We start from the raw sequence: 20481 nt of genomic DNA, 5'->3' as shown, positions 1-20481 counted from the left end.
GAATGGAACAAAAAAACAATAGGAAGCTCCTACTGTTTATTCGTTAAAGTTAATGACATGTTTATTTTTAATAAAATAATCCAAACCGGAATACAAGGTTATGATGGCCGCAACCCAACTTGCAAATAAATCAAAGCGCAGATTAATAAAAGCAAATGGAAAATTATTGATCAGCAGTGCAATAATTGCCGTAATTTGGGCTGCTGTTTTCCATTTACCCCATTTACTAGCCGCAATGACATGACCCTCAAGCAGGGCGATCTGTCGTAATCCTGTAACAGCAAATTCCCGGCTAATAATCACAATCACGATCCATGCGCCGACCTTATCCATCTCAACTAAGGATACGAGCACAGCAGATACAAGAAGCTTATCAGCCAAGGGGTCAAGCAATTTCCCCAGATTCGTTACCAGCTTACGCTTCCTGGCAATATATCCGTCCAGACCATCTGTCCAAGCCGCAATGATAAAAATAAGCGCAGCAATAATTTGGTTGTAGGTGATGCTGAACTGATCCATTTCAATTTGAGGAAATTTTAAATTAACAAGCAAAAAAAACATAATGATAGGTACTAAAAAGATCCTCGCCAAAGTGATCCGATTGGCCAGGTTCATGCCACAACCTCCCCGGACAAATCAAACTCGAATGAGTGGGTAATGTGAACCTTGGCTAACTCTCCAATCTTAAGCTGTGTCCCTTTTACAAATACTTCTCCATCAATCTCAGGAGCATCGTATTGGGAACGGCCAATATAGACATCATTTCTGCCGTCATACTTTTCAATCAATACATCCACGGTTTGGCCTACCCGATTTCCGTTACGAATATTAGATATACTACGCTGAATTTCCATGATGGTATTAGCCCGATATTCCTTTACATCATCCTGAACCTGATCCGGCAGACGTGCAGCTGGTGTATCCTGCTCTTGAGAGTAGGCAAACACACCCAAGCGGTCAAATTCAACTTCTGTAACAAATCTCTTCAAATTCTCAAAATCCTGCTCAGTCTCACCCGGGAACCCTACAATAAGCGAGGTACGAAGTGAAACATTAGGAATTCGTGAACGAATTTTGTCAATCAATGCTTTGGCGTCCTGCTGTCTGCCTGGTCTTCTCATCCGCTTCAAAATAATATCTTCACTATGCTGCAGAGGCATATCGACATATTTACATACCTTTGGGTTTGAAGCAATTGTGTCGATCAATTCGTCGGTAAAAAATCCCGGATATGCATAGTGCAGTCTGACCCATTCAATTCCAGCTACTTCCGTAACCTTGTTCAACAAAGCAGGCAGCATAAAGCCGTCATACAAATCTGTACCATAATTTGTGGAATCCTGTGCAATCAGACTGATTTCCCTAACACCTTGAGAAGCCAATTGCTCAATTTCCGCAATAATGGATTCCATGCTTCTGCTGCGGAACTTACCGCGCATGATCGGAATACTGCAGAACGTACAGGCATTGTCACAGCCCTCAGCAATTTTCACATAAGCGGTATAACGCGGAGTCGTCACACGACGTGGAAGTGGCTTGTCATAGTTAAAAACCGGGTTCCCCACCAAGACCGGCTTTTTCCCAGCAAGTGCTTCTTCAATAATTTCATTGATTTTGTCAAAATCCCCTGTGCCTACGATACCATCAATTTCAGGCATTTCTTCCATGAGCTCTTTCTTGTAGCGTTGAGTCAAGCATCCGGAAACAATCAGTGCCTTCAAATTAGCAGTCTGCTTCAAGTCAGCCATATCCAATATCGTATTAACGGATTCTTCCTTTGCTGCATCAATGAACCCGCAGGTATTAACTATAATTACAGTAGCTTCTTCCTTATCCGATACTAATTCGTAGCCACGTCCAAAAACAAGTCCTGACATGATTTCGGAGTCAACGAGGTTCTTCTCGCAGCCGAGCGTAACTACTTTTACTTTCTCTGTCATATCCATATCCTCCAATAGTGAATCAAGCCTATGGGTCAAGTATAAACGAACCGAATGAATAGTGTCAAAAATGTATATTAACGAAAATTTAAAAATTGCAGATCAAGAGGCAGATCTGCTTTGCGAAGAAGCTGGATAACCTGTTGTAAATCGTCTTTGCTTTTGCCAGAAACTCTGATTTGATCGCCCTGAATTTGGCTTTTCACCTTTAGCTTGGAATCCCGGATCATGATATTGATTTTTTTGGCATTATCCTGATCGATTCCTGACTTGAGCTTCACCTTTTGCCGAACGGTTTGGGATGAAGCCGGTTGAATTTTATCGTATTCGAGGTTTTTCAAGGAAATTCCCCGTTTAGCCATCTTGGAATGCAAAATGTCCATTACGTTTTGCAGCTTGAACTCATCATCGGAGACGATAACTAATTCATCTTTTTCAACTGCGATACTGCTTTTGCTATTTTTAAAATCAAATCGGGTCATAATTTCTTTCTCCGCTTGATTAATCGCATTGTTCAATTCCTGCATATCCATTTTCGAGGCAATATCAAAAAAACTTTCGTCAGCCATGGTCGCACTTCCTTTATATAATTAAATGACTTACACTTTTTGTAAATCGATTTGAACCCGTTTAGCATTTGGAGTGTCGCCTAGCACAATAAGGGTTCCATTCACATTCAATTCAACTGCATTGGAGCGGCCAAAAATCATAAATGCCGAGTTGGTAAGCTCCCAGCTTTGCTCTTTACCCTTGGTGAAGGTGCCTTGCTCGAGCATATCTCGTTGTTCTCCTAATGAGTCAATCTGCATCCAGCAAGCATCGCCTACAACCTTCATTTGGATCATAAGCTTATCTGCATTGGAAACCAAATAGTAATCGGTGCCACCTTGGCTTTTGACAAGCTTCACTTCTGTTTTAACTACAGAAACAGGCGGTGGAGCAGGCACTGCTGGTGCTTTTTTGTCGTAAACGGGTGTAGTCACACTGCCGCTGTTGGCATTAGGATCCACTTTATCCGTGACCCGATTCGGTTCATTTACAGGGTTAGCTTCATGCGGCTTACTATTATAATTCGTTATTATATAATAATAGATGATCCCCAGGATGAGAACAAAAAAGGCAATCATCATAACAGTGGAAACCCATTTGCCCATTCTTTCCGTATTTCGTGTCGTTCTCTTGGAGCGAGTAGGTTCAATATGGTCTGGCTCTGCCGCGGGAATCACATTTTGATATAAGCTCAATATTTCATTAGGCTCCAGCCCCACCGCTTCGGCATAACTTTTGATAAATGCTCTGACATAAAAATTACCCGGTAATATTTTGTAGTTTCCATCTTCAATCGCTTCCAAATAGCGCTTACGAATTTTTGTGCTTTCCTGCAAATCTTCTAATGAAATCTTTTTTTCCAACCGTGCTTTTCGCAACAATTGCCCAAGATCAGACATGTTCTCACCCCTTTCGGAACGTTCTTTGTAATGGATTATTAATAATCATTGATACCGTTTGTTATGGCATCGTAATTGATTTCTTCATCAGGTGTATTGCGCAGCTCTACAATGTAATTGAAATGCTCATACGTATATTCCGAATCCCGCACAAAAATATCCGGATGCTCGATGACTTTCGTCGAAGGCATACTCATGATTTGCTGTAAAAGGGAGTGATGCTTTTCATTGGAACGAATGGTCGATACGATACCATCAATAATAAAAATATTGTTCGGGTTCATTTCCTCCTCAGATAATTGACTGCGAACCGTTTGGCGTAACAGTGTTGAGGATACAAAATTCCAACGTTTATTTGAGCAAACGCTCCCGGCTATGATCGATTCCGTCTTTCCTACGCGCGGCATGCCTCTGAGTCCAACGACCTGATTGCCGTCACGCTTGAAAATTTCACCCAGAAAATCGACCAGAAGACCCAACTCATCGCGCGTAAAGCGGAATGTTTTACGATCATCCGAATCTCTTTCAATGTATCTGCCATGGCGAACAGCTAATATATCAACCAATTTGGGCTCTCTGAGTGCCGTTATAGTTATATTATCCACTTTTCGCAACATTTTACCCATCAAGTCAATTTTTTCATTATCATTGGTTTGCAGCAGCATACCACGGGTCCGGTCTTCTACCCCGTTAATCGTAACAATATTAATATCCAGCATCCCCATCAGGGAAGCTACATCCCCCAATAAGCCAGGACGATTTTTATGTATTCTGTATTCCATATACCACTGCTTTGTTTCCATTATAGGCACCTCATATCGATGATAATCACACATCAACTCAAATTTTTGGAGCATGTTACAAAAATATTCTACAATTTTCGAGAAATTCCTTCTTACTTCTTAAAGAAATCTTTATTATTCTTGATTAAGGCTTAATGATTTGTATTTCCTGGGAAGTATATTCCTGATTTCCATTCGCCCATGTCTGGGTTTCTATGGTTTGCAATATCGAGGTCATAAGGAAGCCCCATTGCAGCTCTATGGAAACTGCTGTCATATCGATTACTGGCACCTTCAGGTTTTTAACCCGTTGCAAGGAACTGGCGTCCAAAGGAGAATAAATAGCTATCCAGCTGGGCCCATGTCTCCTGACCTGATTCTGAAATTGCGGGAACCAGCCTTCGGCATCGGACACTCCTATCGTTTCAGCCTCCTCGGAAGGTGCCCACAACGATGGTATCGGCCTGGCGCCGACTGTCACCCATTCAATGGATTTACCCAATATTTGCTGCTGCTTAACCCACTCGTCCCATTGCTTGTCCATAAAACCTTGTCCCGTCTGTTTCCATACGATATGTTTATCCGTGACTGGCGGATTATCACCCGATACCGTATCATCGAGCAAAATCCATTTTTTGTCGGGAATTGCTGTAGCAATAGGCAGTACTTTTCGAGCAAGCTCGTTTCCTATGACAATTATGTAAGTATAGGGTCTCGTTTTCAGAGCGGTAATCTGCGCTTCCTTAAGCACTGCTGTATCCGCCATCCAATCAAAAGCAATATGATGACTGTCACGCCAAGATATCAATGTATTTTGTAAAGTTGATTTTGTAGAATCCGATACATGTTCTTTGGAAATAATTAAAACGGAAACCTTGGATTCCAGTAAAGCGGGGTCAATTGCGGGAATGTTCTTACCACAGCCTCCAAGTACAAATAGTATACATAAAGTAAAGAGCCCAGTTGTCCATCTCTTCTTACTCAACTACCTCTAGCCGCCTTTCCAATCAAATTAAGTTAAGTATACCACAAAAGTAACGAAAAGCCCCCTTGGAAGGAGGCTGCTAACAATTGCATTTAGGTTCCCGGTGTAACCAGCTTTACCATCAGCTTGGCGATTGTTCTCTTTTCCTGCTCATCAGCAACATCCCAGAGCTCTTTAAGCACTCGTTCTTCATTATTTTCCGGGTCCACCTTGTCAGATAGAAACTCCCCGATTTGAAAGGCCAGCTTGTTGATCGTTTCATCCTTCATGCCAGCTTTTTCTGCCTGATCGATGCGTTCATTCAAAAATTGCTTCCAGCGGTCAAATACCTTTAGTACAGTTGCCATTGCTCATAGCCTCCTTGGAGTCAAAGTGTATTACCACTTTTACTATTCGCCAAATCGAGGTCTACTATACCATGCTTATGTTAACCAACCGCCATTGGGACTAATAATCTGTCCGGTAATATAGCCGGATTCCGGAAGTGCCAAAAAATAAACCAAGGAAGCAATTTCGTTCGGCTGGGCAAACCTTCCAGCAGGAATTTCATTCTCTATGGCTGCTTTTTCCTGGGAGTCAAAGTTGGCCATCATCAGTGTGTCAACCGCACCTGGGGCCACCGCATTCACGGTTACTCCAGAAGGGGCTAATTCTTTGGCTAAAGCTTTCGTAAAGGCATTGATACCGCCTTTGGTTGTGGAATATAAAACCTCGCAGGAAGAGCCGGAAATCCCCCAAATTGAAGACACATTAATAATTCTTCCATATTTTTGCCGAATCATCGGTTTCATGAACTGCTGACTGATCAAAAATGATCCTTTCAGATTAATGTTCATGACATCATCCCAGAGCTCCTCGCTCACATCCGAGAGCATCCCGTAATGGGAAACACCCGCATTGTTAACGATAATATCAGGTGTCATCTCATGATGATCCAGTTTCTCCTGCAGCCGTAGAATCTGCTCCTTGCTGCGTAAATCAGCCGTAGCCGTAAGTACCTTTGCACCTGTTTTCATACATCTGCGTGCCGTATCATTAGCCGCCTCATGGGACTGCATATAATGGATCACGACATTCATTCCCACGGAAGCGAATCTTTCGGCAATCGCAGCACCAATACCGCGGCTGCCACCCGTAACAAGTACGGTTTGCTCGTTAAAGGGACGGATCGGATCATTCATTACGCTTCACTTCTGACAATGGATACGGCCAACTGGTTCCAGTCAAAATGCTCGTTCAGCATTGTCGTTACATCCTCAATTGTCAATTGCTCATACACAGGCAGTATGTCAAATAAATCGATTTGTTTAAAACGATATTTGGTGAATTCATTGGCAATGGACTCTGGAGAATTCAACTGCCGCAGAAAACCTCCAATTTTCTTTTTACGGCTTCTCTCAAAATCGGTTTGCGCAATCCCACTCTCCTTCACTTTATCGATTTCCTCACGAACACGTGAAACCAATTTGTCAGGGTCTGGCGTATCACCACCGATGATAGAAAAGGCATAATTCTCTGCAATATTGTACTCACTTCCGAAGCTGTCAGAAATGATTTGTTCTTCGTATAGCTTTTGATAAATAGCCGAGCTTGGACTGAGCAAAATATCCAGTAAAACCTTCATAACCAGTTCCCGCTTCAGAAGTTCCTTGCCACTAGCATCCTGCTTCGGTTCCTTGCAGCCGAACAAGCATTTGGGAAGAGAAACCGGCAGTACGGTTACTTTCTCCTTGTTCTTGACGGTGGTTGGCTCTTGCTCAAATAAACGATGAATTTCACCCTGGGGCTTATATTCCTTGGCAGCCTGATTGCTCCTGATCAATTCCATCGTTTCCTCGGGATCGACACCTCCAACCACAAACAAACTCATATTGCTGGGATGATAAAAAGTGTGATAACAATCATACAGCAGCTCTTTGGTAATCTTGGCAATAGACTCTACGGTACCAGCGATGTCAATATGTATCGGATGGTGGTGATACATCGTCTCTATCAATCCAAAATAAACGCGCCAATCCGGATTATCCTGGTACATTTTGATTTCCTGACCGATAATGCCTTTTTCCTTGTCTACGTTCTCATCCGTAAAATATGGATTTTGCACAAAATTTAACAAGGTAGTCAAATTTTCAAGAACATACTCAGTTGCTGAAAATAAGTAGGCTGTCCGGTCAAAGCTGGTAAACGCATTGGCAGAAGCACCATTGGAGGCAAATACGGAAAAAATATCGCCAGTCGGTTCCTCAAACATTTTATGCTCCAAAAAGTGGGCAATTCCGTCTGGGACTTTAATCTCGGAAGCACCCTCCACGCGGAAATGATTGTCAATCGATCCGTAGTGGGTAGAAAAGGTTGCATAGGTTTTGGAAAATCCTTCCTTCGGAAGTATAAAAACGGTCAATCCGTTAGAAAGCTGCTCTGTGTAAATAGTTTCCTTCACATGAGGATACGGTATCGCCTTCATTTCTACACCCCCTCCTTTCGGTCACGTAAGAAGTAAATCGTATCGAGCTTGACCTTGCCTGCTGCTGCTTGAATTTGCGCTTTGTCGACAGCAAGAACATCATTAATCAAGTCAGGTACCGTACGCTCTACACCCGACAATATATTGTTAAAATCAAAAGAAATCAGTTCGAACGCGGAATCCTGAAGCTGACGCAGATGTCCTGTAATCATGGCCTGTGTCTGCTGCAGCTCGATATCATTGATATCACCCGCTGTCATCGCGTCCAGCTGCTGGCGGATAATCGCCACGGCTTTCTCATAATTTTCGAGTTCAATGCCTGATTGTATGGTAAGTATTCCCTTATGCCCATCCAGCCTTGAAGAGGCATAATAAGCGAGACTTTCCTTTTCCCGCACGTTGATAAACAGCTTGGAGTGCGGATAGCCTCCTAAAATGCCATTATACATTAGCATCGTTGGATAAGCCGCGTCCGCATAGGTGGTATGAGTTCGCAAACCCAAATTCAGCTTGCCCTGCTTGACGTCAAGCTCTTCTATAACCTCGCGAACCTCAGCTTCTTTGGATTGACCTTGAAGCGTGGAATAACCTCCAGCAACCTCTCTTTCTCCACCAAAGCTGCTTTCCACAAGAGCCATGACTTCCTTAAGCGTGGTTTTGCCCACTACATAAATGTCGATAGGCGATTCTTTCAGCCATTGCTTATAATACGTATACAGCTCCTTGCTGGTCAGCTGCTTTAAGGCTTCAATCGTACCAAGCGGGTGCAGACGGTAGGGCTCACCCTTACACATTTCCTCTATACAACGCTCGGCTGCATATTTTACCTTATCGTTAATGATCGACTCGATACGTTTTTGCAATGTTGTTTTTTCGGAATCGACGTATTTGGAGGTAAATTCGCCATCTTGGGCAGCAGGTTGGGTAATCGCCTCTCCAACAAAACGCATGCCTTGCTCCAGCAATGACTCGGTGCTGTTCACGAAATCATCCTGGATCAGGTCCATCCGAAACTGTACCATCTGATAATCGCCGCGCTTATAAATATCAAACCCAAAGCCTGCACCGTATAAATCGTCCAGTCGTTCCCGGAACTGCTTGGTTTCTGGATAAACCTTTGTACCGCGACGCAATACAAATGGAATTAATGCTGTCGGTGTTACCGTTTCTTCCTGTAAGCGACTTCCGACATAAACCGATATGGCATATGTTTTAAATTGCTCTGTGGGCAGCACGTGCACCCTGATATTATGAACCGTACCACGTTGAAATTGAACATTTTTCAAAAGGGAGCAGCTCCTTTCAGCCTGTAATCGAACTCCATACCATTATATTCCTTCATAAACAGAAGAAGCAAACGAACTTCGTTTGCATCCCCTTTTCTGCTTATCCATTTATTTGCAAAAAATATGCTTGCCGATGGTTTTGACCTGCGGACGTCCCCATATCCATTTGGAGGTTGCTGTTTCCGGATTAAAATAGTATATGCAGCCTCCCGATGGATCCATGCCATTTAACGCTTCCTGTACGGCCTTCTTGGCATTTTCATTAGGTGTCAGCCATATTTGTCCATCAGCTACTGCTGTAAACGCACCAGGCTGAAATATGACACCTGATACAGTGTTAGGAAAGCTTGCCGATTTAACTCGATTCAATATGACAGCAGCTACAGCAACTTGACCAATATAGGGCTCACCTCTTGCCTCGCCATATACCGCATTGGCCATCAAATTCAAATCCTCTGTGGATAAGCCCATATGATTGTTCGGCGCCAGGTTGGCATTCTTATCCGGGGCTGGCTGGGTATTTCCTCCGCCATCTGCAGTATTTGAGGATGGGAGTTCATTGGCTGTCGGCTTGTAGTCCTTGGTCGCTTCCCATAGTTTCAGCTTCGTTTTAGAACCAGCTATACCGTCAACCTTCATACCGAATTCGGATTGAAACCATTTTAATGATCGCAGTGTATTGTATCCAAAGTCTCCATCTACAGCGCTGTTATAGAAGCCGAGGAATTTTAATCGTCCCTGCAGCTCGTACACATCTTTCCCTGCTGCTCCATATGCAATATCATTCTTGCTGAAGGTTTGCATGGTTTCAAGCTTCTGTTTTAATTGATAGCCTGTAAACAGCACGAGTAATAAAGCTGCAGTTATAAGCACCAGTCGTTTGTTCATTTGCATTACGTGCACACTCCCACTTCATAATGGTAAACATTTATGGTTATTATGAGAAAGGCGGCACGCTTATATGCATACGGAAGCTTAAAAGCAAAATGAACAAAAAAACATGCCGGATCCATCATCCGACATGCTCATTTTACGAACTCATCCTGCCTTGATACTGTTCCAAGGAAACCAGCACCTCACGCGGTTTACTGCCTTCATAGGGCCCTACAACACCTTTGGCTTCCATCGAATCAATTAATCTGGCAGCCCGTGTGTAGCCTACGCGCATCCTGCGCTGAAGCAAAGATACCGATGCCTGCTTGGCCTCCAAAATAATTTGCACGGCCTGGTCATATAATTCATCCTCAACCTGATTGGTTCCCTCAGCCTGCTCTTCAACCTGTGGAACCATATCCTCTACATAATTGGCCTGCTCTTGATTCCTCACGAAGTTAACAACATCTTCCACTTCATTGTCGGACAAAAAGGCACCCTGTACACGCACAGGCTTGGAAGCTCCCATGGGCAGATACAGCATATCCCCACGACCCAACAGCTTCTCAGCACCAGCCATATCCAATATCGTACGGGAATCCACATTAGACGATACACCAAATGCGATACGAGATGGAATATTAGCTTTGATAACACCCGTAATGACATCAACAGATGGTCTCTGTGTAGCAATAATTAGATGAATTCCCGCCGCGCGCGCCATTTGCGCTAATCGACAGATTGCATCCTCCACATCATTCGCAGCTACCATCATTAAATCGGCAAGCTCATCTACGATTACGACAATATAAGGGAGCGGGGCTCCAGATTTGGTTTCCAGCAGCATCGCATTGTAGCCTTCTAAATTACGCGTTCCGCTTTTGGAAAATAGCTCGTATCGTTTTTCCATTTCAACAACGACCTTTTTCAAAGCAAGCGAGGCCCGCTTCGGGTCAGTAACAACAGGGGCAAGCAAATGGGGAATTCCATTATAAACGTTCAATTCCACCATTTTCGGGTCAACCATCAAGAAGCGTACCTCGTTAGGTTTTGCCTTGTACAAAATGCTTGTAATGATCCCGTTAATACAGACTGATTTACCTGATCCCGTTGCTCCTGCTACAAGTAAATGCGGCATACGTGCCAGATTTCCGACTATTGGCTGTCCGGCAATATCGCGCCCTAATGTGATCGACAGCTTGGCACTCGAATCCTGGAAAACAGCGGTTTCCATAACCTCTCGCATCGTTACTATCGACACCTCAGCATTCGGCACCTCAATCCCGATTGCAGCTTTACCTGGAATAGGTGCCTCCATCCGGATATCCTTAGCTGCCAGAGCTAAGGCAATGTCGTCCGTAAGGCTTACAATCCGGCTAACCTTGACACCAACATCCGGCTGTATTTCATATCGAGTTACAGAAGGTCCGCGTACAACCTCCAGTACCTTCGCCTTCACTCCAAAGCTTTCCAGTGTAGCCTCCAGCTTGCGGGCAACCGCTTTATAATCCAGTGAATCGGCACCCTTGAGAAGGCTTGGCTTGGCCAACAGATCCAGAGAGGGTAGCACATACGGCTTCTGAGGCTTGACTGGGGTATCCATAGTAGCTATATCCCCTGATTCTTCCCCAGCTACTTCATTGTTTTCGTGAGTTGGAGACGGGTCTAGCGAAGGAGCCGCGGTTACCGTTGGTATTGGCATGTTCGATATTTCCTGCTGCACCTGCTCTTGAAAATCACGAATAATCGGGATTGGAGACTCCTGCTCGACTTCTCTTTTGTAAACCGTCTCTTCCACAATATTCGGTTCACTCACCGCTTCAGGCTGAGCCGATACCGGAAGTTCGTCATCGAAACCTTCAGGCTCAAATCCCATAGCCGTGGTTGGCTTTGGCTTCGGATGTACCCGATCCATGAATGAAGTAAAGGCTTTATTCGGCCTCTTTATTTTACGCTCCGGCTTCAACGTTTCTTCATCAAATTCATTATCATCAGGCATGAGCGGAGCCACATAGGCTTTCTTCTTGACAGCAACGACCTCAGCTGCTGCCGCTTTCTGATTCCGTTCTTCCCACCAACGACGTATGTATTGGCCAAGTGCTGTGTCTGCGAATGTTTTCTTTCCTTTTATTTTTCCCATCATATCGCCTAGAGTAAGACCGGTAAGCAAAATAAACCCGATAATGAAAAGCGTGTATTGGATCAATTGAGCACCTATTTTTACGAACAGAAAATATAGGGTTCCATATAACGCAGCTCCGAGCATTCCGCCGCCAACCTGATGAGTAAGAATAGCCTGTCCTTTGTCAGTCGCACTGAAGCCATCCACCATACTGGCCCATGTTTGTGACCAAATCATACCGGCTGTATATGTACCTTTCGGGTAAAGCTGCTCAAACAAGCTGATGTGACTCATAATGAGCAGGGCGATAATCATCAGCAAAATTCCCGTCTTGCGGGACGTCCGCCAATTCGGCCATTGCCGTTTCACCATTACATACAAGCCTGCATAAATAAAAACAAGCGGAATGATGAAATCCCACGTCCCGATTAAAAATCGAAACAGATAGCTTAAAGCACGAGCAACCGGACCTTCCCGGGAAAGTGCGATTACCGATAGCGTTAATATTATAATTCCATAGAGCTCATACTTTAAATTCGTTTTTATCGATTTTACAGAAGCCTTACGTTTCTTCTTTGGCCTGGCCAAGACGGCTCACCCCCAAGAATAAAGTATACCATACTTTGGGGATAAGCTTAATCGTCTTGTAAAAATCGGACTTCAGAACTAAAAAACAGGTCGAAATTCGACAATTTTGCCAGGACTGTAGTTTGGATTCAGATAATCCTGCGGATTTCCACTTCTTAATCTCACAATGGTTGCTTGTGTAGCATTCAACTGTTGAACCTCCAGTTCAACTCCGTTAACCTTAATGTCCATACTTGCAGTATCCATAGAGTCCAAGCCGCTCATTACTACCTCCATAGGCATGATCGTATATAGTGTCACTGTACCACTCCTCCGGGCATCAGCTTTCTGTTCGCCTCAATACGTCGATTCAGCTCTCTGATTCCATCACCCACACCACCTATGGTGTCGATAAGTCCATATTTAACGGCATCAGCGCCAATAACGGTCGTTCCGATGTCACGGGTTAATTCTCCGGTTTTAAACATCAATTCCTTCAGCTTTTGTTCGGAAATTTCGGAATGGCTGGTTATAAACCGGATTACCCGTTCCTGCATTTTATCCAAATATTCAAAGGTTTGTGGGACGCCGATGACAAGTCCATTCAATCGGATAGGATGGATCGTCATCGTAGCGGTTTCCGCAATGATCGAAAAATCTGACGAAACTGCGATCGGAACGCCTATGGAATGCCCTCCACCCAATACGAGCGTAACTGTAGGTTTGGATAATGTCGCGATCATTTCTGCAATGGCAAGTCCTGCTTCCACATCTCCGCCTACGGTGTTCAGCACGATAAATATGCCTTCAATCTTGGGATTCTGCTCAACAGCGACTAGCTGCGGTATTAAATGCTCATATTTGGTAGTCTTATTTTGTGGCGGAAGTACCAGATGCCCTTCTACCTGTCCAATAATCGTCATACAAAATATATTGGATTCGCTTGCAGGTACCGCCGTTTGGCCTAGCTGCTGTATCGTATCCAAAACGGACGGCTTTTTCAGTTCTTCATTCGGGCCGGGATTTACAGGCTCCTGCTCTTGCTGCTTGGAATTGTCCAACTGGGATACCCCCTTCAAATTCTGTTGATCTTTCGTAGTATGGATGAATGCTGCCGAAAACATGCAAAAAAACCACCCAAGTCGCCGTAATCGGCATCTTAAGTGGTTTTGATATTTCGGGCATACAATGGATTTCAATAATTGGTTTATTGTGAAAGGTATCAAGTATAGACTGGTGGTCTTGGATCAAACTTCCATGATAATTGGAAGGATCATAGGTCTTCTTTTGGTTTGTTCATACAAGAATCGTCCTAAAGCATCTTTGACATGAGTCTTCAGCGAAGCCCATTCATTTACATTTTCGCTCATTAACCGTTTCAGCGTACTAGCTACAATACGGTTGGCTTCATCCAGCAAGCCTTCGGATTCTCTAACGTATACAAATCCTCTGGATATAATATCAGGTCCAGACAAAATAGCGCCATCTTGCTTACTTAACGTAACGACTACGACCAAAATACCATCCTGAGACAACAGTTTGCGATCTCTGAGTACGATATTACCTACATCGCCAACACCCAGTCCATCGATCAAAATGTTCCCTGCTGTTACCTTCGAGCCTTTACGAGCAGCACCGTCAAGAACCTCCACAACATCTCCGTTATCTACAACAAAAATGTTTTCCTTAGGAATTCCAACCGATTCTGCAAGTATTGCATGCTGACGAAGCATCCGGTACTCACCATGGATAGGGATAAAGTATTTCGGTTTCATTAAATTAAGCATCAGCTTCAATTCTTCCTGTGAACCATGTCCGGATACGTGAACGCCTGTAATCGAACCAGGACCATAGATAACATGAGCACCTATGCGCATCAATTCGTCAACCGTTCTTCCGACGTACCGCTCGTTACCAGGAATCGGTGTTGCTGCGATGATGACAGTATCTCCAGGCAGAATATCAACCTTGCGATGTGTGGACCGTGCCATACGGGTTAGTGCCGACATCGGCTCTCCCTGCGAGCCTGTCGACAATACGACAACACGATCTGCAGCCATTTTATTAATTTCTTCAGGCTCAATGAGCATACCTTCAGGAATTCTCAAATAACCTAACTCCCCAGCAATCGAAACGACGTTCACCATGCTGCGACCGATAACGGTTACTTTTCTCTTCGTAGCTTCAGCTGCATCAATTACCTGTTGAATCCGATGTATGTTAGAAGCAAATGTAGCAATGATTACTCTTTGCTTGGCTTTACGGAAAACATCCTCAATCTCGGTACCTACGCTTCTTTCTGATCCGGTATAACCAGGACGCTCTGCATTCGTACTATCGGATAGCAGTGCTAGAACTCCCTTACTTCCCAATTCAGCCATGCGATGAATATCCGCATATTGTTCATTAACCGGAGTTTGGTCAAACTTGAAATCTCCTGTGTGAACTACATTGCCTTCAGGTGTGGCGATGCATACACCTACAGAATCAGGAATACTATGATTCGTTTTGAAGAACGACGCAGTCATGCAGCCAAGAACCAATTCAGATTCTGAATTGATCAGGTTTCGTTTGGTATCTCCCAGTAAACCGGCTTCCCTTAGCTTGGTTTCGATAAGACCCAAAGTCAATTTGGTTGCATAGATAGGAACATTCAGCTGTCTCAGCACATACGACAGACCACCGATGTGATCCTCATGTCCGTGTGTGATAATAATGCCTCTAACCTTGTCCCGATTCTCAAGTAAATAACTAATATCCGGTATAACAATATCGATGCCGAGCATGTCCTCTTCAGGAAATTTCAAACCGCAATCAATTACAACAATGTCATTTGCATACTGAACCACATACATATTTTTTCCGATTTCACCCACGCCGCCCAGGGCAAAGATCGAGAGTTTATCTACAGTTTTCTTAGACAATTAAAAATACCTCCTATTTTAAGATTGACGACGAATTTGTATGAACCTTTAACCTAAACCAAAACCGCACCAGTCACTTGCCACCATTATACATGAACAAAAAGTACAAATACAAGCTACCGCGTTTGCATCCGCAATTATTGCCTAAATAAATAAAACCGATGCTTAAAGAAAGCACCGATTTCAAGAATTTCATTTTAACAAGGAGTCAATGAATCTTCCTTCTTCTTCGGTTGCGTTCAATAATGGCAGACGTACTCCGCCTACCTCCACACCTTTGCTGTTTAAAGCATATTTGACGGGGGCAGGATTCGGAACTCTGTGAGGACAATTAAATAACCCCTTCATTACGGGGTGTATCTTAGCATGAACTTTTGCCGCTTCACGAGTATCGCCTTGTAAGTAACAGTTTATCATACTTTTCATTTCTTTACCAACTACATGACTGGCTACGCTAATTATGCCATGTCCGCCAACGGACAATACGGGTAATGCCATCGTGTCGTCACCACTGTATACCAGAAATCCAGGTGCTGCACCACTAACAATTCTTGTGATCTGATCCAGATCTGCACAATCTTTGGTAGCTACAATATTCGGTATTTGCGATAGTCGAATTGTAGTATCGGCATCAATATTAACACCTGTTCTGCTTTCTACATTGTACAAAATACATGGTATCGAAACCGACTCGGCAATGGCTTTAAAATGCTGATATAAACCTTCCTGAGATGGACGGTTATAATAAGGAGCCACCAGTAACAGCGCGTCAACTCCAAGCTTCTCGGCTTCCCGGGATAAATGAATGGAATGAGCTGTATCGTTGCTGCCTGTTCCTGCAATGATCTTGCAGCGCCCATTGGCACGTTTGATAGCGAATGCAAAGAGCTCCAGCTTTTCCTCTTCCGTTAACGTAGGTGATTCACCTGTTGTCCCACTAATAACCAAACTGTCGTTACTTTGCTCTTCTAGTAAATAATCAATTAAAATTCCAGTTTGAGTCCAATCGATTTGCAAGTTGGAATCAAAGGGTGTAACCATTGCTGCGATTAATCTTCCGAAATCCACGGCAAACTCCTCCTAGGTTTATTATAGATGTAATTGAAATTTTTTGTGCAGCGCACGAATCGCCGTCGCCATATCCGATCCTTGTACGAGCACCCATATCGTCGTATTGGAATCCGCTGACTGTAAAATTTGGATATCTTCTTCTGTCAAAGCTTCAACGATATGTGCCATGATGCCTGGGACACCGTTCATACCTCCACCAATGATTGAAACCTTGGCACAATTGGACATTAATACAGGCTGATAACCCAACTCGCCCAAGATGGCTTCGGTTCTTGTCGCCTCATCGTCAAAGACAGTATAAGTAACTCCAGATGGATTTACATTGATGAAATCCACACTAATATGATGCTTGGCCATAGCTTTAAAGACTGTAAGTTGTAAATCATAAATGCCTTCCGCAGCAAAAACCTGCACTTGTGTGAGGTTAGCGAAATTGGCAATTCCAGTTATTACTCGATCCCCAATACAATCCGTATCAGGTACAATTGCCGAAGGGTGAGTCACCAGTGTCCCGAGTGATTTACTAAATGTAGATCGTACACGGACAGGTACATTGCCACTCATGGCGACTTCTACTGCCCTTGGGTGAATAACTTTAGCACCGTTATGGGCCATATTACATATTTCCATATAGGATACCTGAGACAAGGGACGCGCTTCTTTAACGATCCTTGGATCTGCTGTTAAAATCCCGTCCACATCGGTAAAAATATCTATGAACTCTGCATGAAGCGCTACACCGAGTGCCGTTGCCGAAGTATCACTACCCCCTCGTCCGAGAGTCGTAAAGTCCTGATTGGAGGTTTGACCCTGAAAACCAGCCACAATGACAACGTTTCCCTGATCCAGCAAATCCAGGATTCGCCTTGGCTGTACAGACACAATTTGCGCATTGCCGAAGTTGTCGTTAGTGATAATTCCTGCCTGTGCACCCGTAAGAACTGTAGCCGCTATATGGTGTGCTCGCAGCAAGCTGCATAAAGTGGCAGCCGAAATAAGTTCACCACAGCACAGCAGCATGTCTTGTTCTCTTGGAGGCAGCTGGTTCCCGTTGTTATGGATCCAATCCAATAAAGTATCTGTTGCATAGGGCTCGCCTTTTCTCCCCATCGCCGATACAACGACTACTAGTTTGAATTGTTGTTTCAATGCATCCTGGATATGTTCAATGACGTGTGCTCTGGCTTCGACGCTGGAAAGGGACGTGCCTCCGAATTTCTGCACGAGAATTTTCATGAGGTCCCCTTTTCCGTTGGAAACTTAATTATAGATTTATATATGAAAATAGGCTTCCCTTAAGAAGCCATCTCACATTTAGTTTTGTTCGATTGCAATATATTCAGCAATCTGCACAGCATTCCAAGCAGCACCTTTGAGCAGGTTGTCGGAAACAATCCACATATTAAGTGCACGTGGATTGCTTAAGTCGCGACGAACGCGCCCCACAAAAGTATCCAGCTTTCCAGCTGCATCTGTAGCTAACGGATATTGCTGTTCTGCCGGATTATCAACCAATACAATTCCAGGAGCGTCAGCAAGCAGCTGCTTAACTTCTTCGATATCAAAGTCCTGCTTCAGTTCTACATATACGGATTCCGAATGACCATAAATAACAGGGATACGTACGCAGGTTGTTGTAACCTCCAAAGTATCGTCACCCATAATTTTTTTTGTTTCATTGATCATTTTCATTTCTTCGTAGGTGAAGCCATTTTCCGTAAACTTGTCAATTTGCGGAATCGCATTAAAAGCAATTTGATGTTTCACAGGTAAAGAAGCTGCCGGTAAAATCTTTGGATCAACCGCATTCCCTTCCAATACTTCTTTAGTTTGACGAAGTGTTTCTTCAATAGCAAGTGCACCCGCACCCGATACAGCCTGATACGTCGATGCGATAATCCGTGAAATCCCATAACGATCATATAATGGCTTTAAAGCTACTACCATCTGTATGGTTGAGCAATTCGGATTGGCAATAACACCTTTATGCTCGCTGATTTTATCTATATTCACTTCGGGAACGACAAGTGGAGTCTCTGCGTCCATCCGATAAGCACTCGTATTATCGATACAAACCGTACCGCGTTTAATCGCTTCTGGAATTAAATCTAGGCTGACACTTCCTCCAGCACTGAATAAAGCTATATCAACACCTTCGAAGCTGTCAGGTGTAGCCACTTCCACTTCAACGGGATTGCCTTTAAAATTCAGCTTAACTCCAGCAGAACGTGGAGAAGAAAGTAATTTTAGAGTTTGAATGGGGAAATTGCGTTCTTCCAACAAACGAAGGATTTGCTCTCCTACGGCACCTGTTGCTCCAACAACAGCAACATTGAATAATTTCTGATTCGACATCTGTTCGTCTCTCCCCTGTGCATAATAAGCAGTAATTAATTATTAGTAATTAAAACGTTCAATCACCATAGGTTGAAGCTGCTTTCCTTGAAGTGCGTCCTCACAGGTTTCCATAATCAAATCCATACGAGCTACCAGCGAGTTCGGCTTTAAGGCAGGTGCATCCTGACCGAATGGAACAAAATATATGTTTTTGGTAATTAACAATTTACTAATATTCATGGCATTGAGCCCTAAGCCATCATTGGTGGAAATCGCCAATACCAACGGTCTGAGATTGCGCATCTGTGCTTTGGCGGCCATCAATACAGGACTTTCCGTCATTGCATTGGCCAGCTTGCTGGTCGTATTGCCCGTGCAAGGAGCGATAACAAGCACATCCAGCAGCTTTGAAGGTCCTAATGGTTCAGCATCCACAATTGAAGTAATGATATCATTACCTGTAATCTCTTTCAACTGCTTCTGCCAATCTTCAGACTTGCCAAATCGCGTATCCGTTGTAAGTATCGTGTAGGAAACGATGGGAATGACCCGCGCACCTGCATCAACAAACCGCCTGATTTGCGGCATGACCTCTTCAAATGTGCAATGTGACCCCGTTAAAGCGAAGCCTACCGTTTTCCCTTGCCAATTCATTCCGCTTTCCTCCCTTGTCCTGCATCCTCAAGAATCATACGACTCAAGGTATCAGCAATGATGCGACCGGCTGTCTTCGGTGCAACAATTCCGGGGAGTCCAGGTGCGAGCATTGCTTTGATACCTCTCTTCTCGGCAAAACGAAAATCCGTTCCCCCGGGTTTGGAAGCCAAATCAATGATCACAGCTCGATGTGGAATATTGGCAATAATTTGCGCTGTGACTATCATAGACGGAATTGTGTTAAAAAGCAAGTCAATATTAGCTACCTGAGCGTACAAATCATGGGTGTAAAAAGGTAAAAATCCCATCTCTAAAGCTCTCGCAAAATACTCTGGTTTGTTGACACCTACCTTAACTTTTGCACCAAGTCCATGCAGCGTCCTGGCGAGTGTGATCCCCGTTCTTCCGAAACCGAGCACCATTGAAACCGATCCGTGAATCGTAAAATCGGTATTTTGAATCGCCATCATAATGGCGCCTTCAGCTGTTGGAATGGAGTTGTAAATGGCGACCTCGTTCAAGTCGAACAACTCTATGAGCTGGATCGAGGCTTGCGCACACAAATTACGCAAATACGGCTTTGCCATACCCGTGAATACTTTGGCATTCTTCGGCAGCGCCTGAATATGCTGCTCAGTTAGCTGCAGCTCGGATATAGAAAATATACTTTCGACATAGCCCTTGTCATCGGTGCCTACAGCAGGCAAAATAACCGCGTCCATCGTCTCCAGTACCTTGGGACTCAGCTCTGCTTTGGTAATTCCGCTGAAAACGTTTTGTAAATTATCAAATCCGATTAGAACAACGGAAGCATCCAACTCGGTGCATTTATTTATGACTTCAAGCTGCCTGGCGTCACCGCCGATCAAAGCCACTTGAATTCCTGTAAGCATGCGTTCTCACCTCTTTCTAATCGCTGTCGCTAACTCATCTTATGCGCTGGCCTAATGATGGGTTACTGTACGCAAAAAACACCTTTTCGCCCGATGAATCATCAAGGCAAAAAGGTGTTTGTGGTTTCACAA

The 20481-nt window shown here is 44.0% G+C and carries 20 protein-coding genes; all 20 read right to left on the bottom strand.

Features of this window, described 5'->3' with window-relative positions:
- Window positions 1-36: 36 nt before the first annotated feature.
- The 20 genes from pgsA to dpsA all read right to left on the bottom strand — a co-directional run bounded on the left by pgsA (window position 37) and on the right by dpsA (window position 20349).
- Complete coding sequence (gene pgsA, locus OB236_RS24970; protein WP_076232922.1) at window positions 37-615, bottom strand: CDP-diacylglycerol--glycerol-3-phosphate 3-phosphatidyltransferase; 579 nt, start codon at window positions 613-615, stop codon at window positions 37-39.
- Window positions 612-1940, bottom strand: coding sequence for a 30S ribosomal protein S12 methylthiotransferase RimO (gene rimO, locus OB236_RS24965; protein WP_076232919.1), 1329 nt, complete (start codon window positions 1938-1940; stop codon window positions 612-614). The genes pgsA and rimO overlap by 4 nt, the downstream gene beginning before the upstream one ends.
- Before the next feature lie 77 nt (window positions 1941-2017).
- Window positions 2018-2509, bottom strand: a complete 492-nt coding sequence (locus tag OB236_RS24960; RefSeq protein ID WP_076232917.1) for a YajQ family cyclic di-GMP-binding protein — start codon at window positions 2507-2509, stop codon at window positions 2018-2020.
- Window positions 2510-2539: 30 nt separating this feature from the next.
- Complete coding sequence (locus OB236_RS24955) at window positions 2540-3388, bottom strand: helix-turn-helix domain-containing protein (RefSeq protein ID WP_262686354.1); 849 nt, start codon at window positions 3386-3388, stop codon at window positions 2540-2542.
- Window positions 3389-3426: 38 nt separating this feature from the next.
- Window positions 3427-4191, bottom strand: a complete 765-nt coding sequence (locus tag OB236_RS24950; RefSeq protein WP_076232911.1) for a DUF3388 domain-containing protein — start codon at window positions 4189-4191, stop codon at window positions 3427-3429.
- A gap of 124 nt (window positions 4192-4315) precedes the next feature.
- Entirely contained in the window at window positions 4316-5155 is an 840-nt protein-coding gene (locus OB236_RS24945; protein ID WP_262686353.1) for a type 1 periplasmic-binding domain-containing protein, read from the bottom strand.
- Window positions 5156-5247: 92 nt separating this feature from the next.
- Window positions 5248-5502: a DUF3243 domain-containing protein gene (locus tag OB236_RS24940; RefSeq protein ID WP_076232906.1), complete on the bottom strand. Its 255-nt coding sequence runs from the start codon at window positions 5500-5502 to the stop codon at window positions 5248-5250.
- A gap of 75 nt (window positions 5503-5577) precedes the next feature.
- Window positions 5578-6336, bottom strand: coding sequence for an elongation factor P 5-aminopentanone reductase (gene ymfI, locus OB236_RS24935; RefSeq protein ID WP_076232903.1), 759 nt, complete (start codon window positions 6334-6336; stop codon window positions 5578-5580).
- Window positions 6336-7619, bottom strand: coding sequence for an EF-P 5-aminopentanol modification-associated protein YfmH (gene yfmH, locus OB236_RS24930; RefSeq protein WP_262686352.1), 1284 nt, complete (start codon window positions 7617-7619; stop codon window positions 6336-6338). Before yfmH ends, ymfI begins: the two co-directional genes overlap by 1 nt.
- A gap of 2 nt (window positions 7620-7621) precedes the next feature.
- Window positions 7622-8905, bottom strand: a complete 1284-nt coding sequence (gene yfmF, locus OB236_RS24925) for an EF-P 5-aminopentanol modification-associated protein YfmF (RefSeq protein WP_262686351.1) — start codon at window positions 8903-8905, stop codon at window positions 7622-7624.
- 108 nt (window positions 8906-9013) lie between these two features.
- Window positions 9014-9793 carry a spore cortex-lytic enzyme gene (sleB, locus tag OB236_RS24920; RefSeq protein ID WP_262686614.1) on the bottom strand — a complete coding sequence of 260 codons (780 nt, stop codon included), beginning with the start codon at window positions 9791-9793 and terminating at the stop codon, window positions 9014-9016.
- A 142-nt stretch (window positions 9794-9935) separates the two neighbouring features.
- A complete protein-coding gene (locus tag OB236_RS24915; protein WP_262686350.1) occupies window positions 9936-12488 on the bottom strand; it encodes a DNA translocase FtsK in 2553 nt (850 codons plus the stop codon).
- 78 nt (window positions 12489-12566) lie between these two features.
- Window positions 12567-12788 (bottom strand): YlzJ-like family protein, encoded by a 222-nt coding sequence (locus tag OB236_RS24910; protein WP_076232895.1) that lies wholly within the window; start codon window positions 12786-12788, stop codon window positions 12567-12569.
- Window positions 12785-13528, bottom strand: a complete 744-nt coding sequence (locus OB236_RS24905; RefSeq protein WP_076233012.1) for a ClpP family protease — start codon at window positions 13526-13528, stop codon at window positions 12785-12787. Before OB236_RS24905 ends, OB236_RS24910 begins: the two co-directional genes overlap by 4 nt.
- A gap of 186 nt (window positions 13529-13714) precedes the next feature.
- The gene (locus OB236_RS24900; RefSeq protein ID WP_076232893.1) at window positions 13715-15391 is read right to left on the bottom strand and encodes a ribonuclease J; all 1677 of its coding nucleotides are present in this window, start codon (window positions 15389-15391) and stop codon (window positions 13715-13717) included.
- 192 nt (window positions 15392-15583) lie between these two features.
- Window positions 15584-16459 carry a 4-hydroxy-tetrahydrodipicolinate synthase gene (gene dapA, locus OB236_RS24895; RefSeq protein ID WP_076232890.1) on the bottom strand — a complete coding sequence of 292 codons (876 nt, stop codon included), beginning with the start codon at window positions 16457-16459 and terminating at the stop codon, window positions 15584-15586.
- 21 nt (window positions 16460-16480) lie between these two features.
- Complete coding sequence (gene dapG, locus OB236_RS24890) at window positions 16481-17698, bottom strand: aspartate kinase (protein WP_262686349.1); 1218 nt, start codon at window positions 17696-17698, stop codon at window positions 16481-16483.
- 78 nt (window positions 17699-17776) lie between these two features.
- Window positions 17777-18817 (bottom strand): aspartate-semialdehyde dehydrogenase, encoded by a 1041-nt coding sequence (locus tag OB236_RS24885; protein WP_262686348.1) that lies wholly within the window; start codon window positions 18815-18817, stop codon window positions 17777-17779.
- A gap of 42 nt (window positions 18818-18859) precedes the next feature.
- Window positions 18860-19453 carry a dipicolinate synthase subunit B gene (locus tag OB236_RS24880; RefSeq protein WP_076232884.1) on the bottom strand — a complete coding sequence of 198 codons (594 nt, stop codon included), beginning with the start codon at window positions 19451-19453 and terminating at the stop codon, window positions 18860-18862.
- On the bottom strand, window positions 19450-20349 hold the full coding sequence (dpsA, locus tag OB236_RS24875) for a dipicolinate synthase subunit DpsA (protein WP_262686347.1): 900 nt from the start codon (window positions 20347-20349) through the stop codon (window positions 19450-19452). Before dpsA ends, OB236_RS24880 begins: the two co-directional genes overlap by 4 nt.
- Window positions 20350-20481: the final 132 nt, after the last annotated feature.

This window comes from Paenibacillus baimaensis (assembly GCF_025567575.1).
The sequence above is the reverse complement of the archived record's forward strand: the minus strand, read 5'-3'. Positions and strand labels throughout refer to the sequence as shown.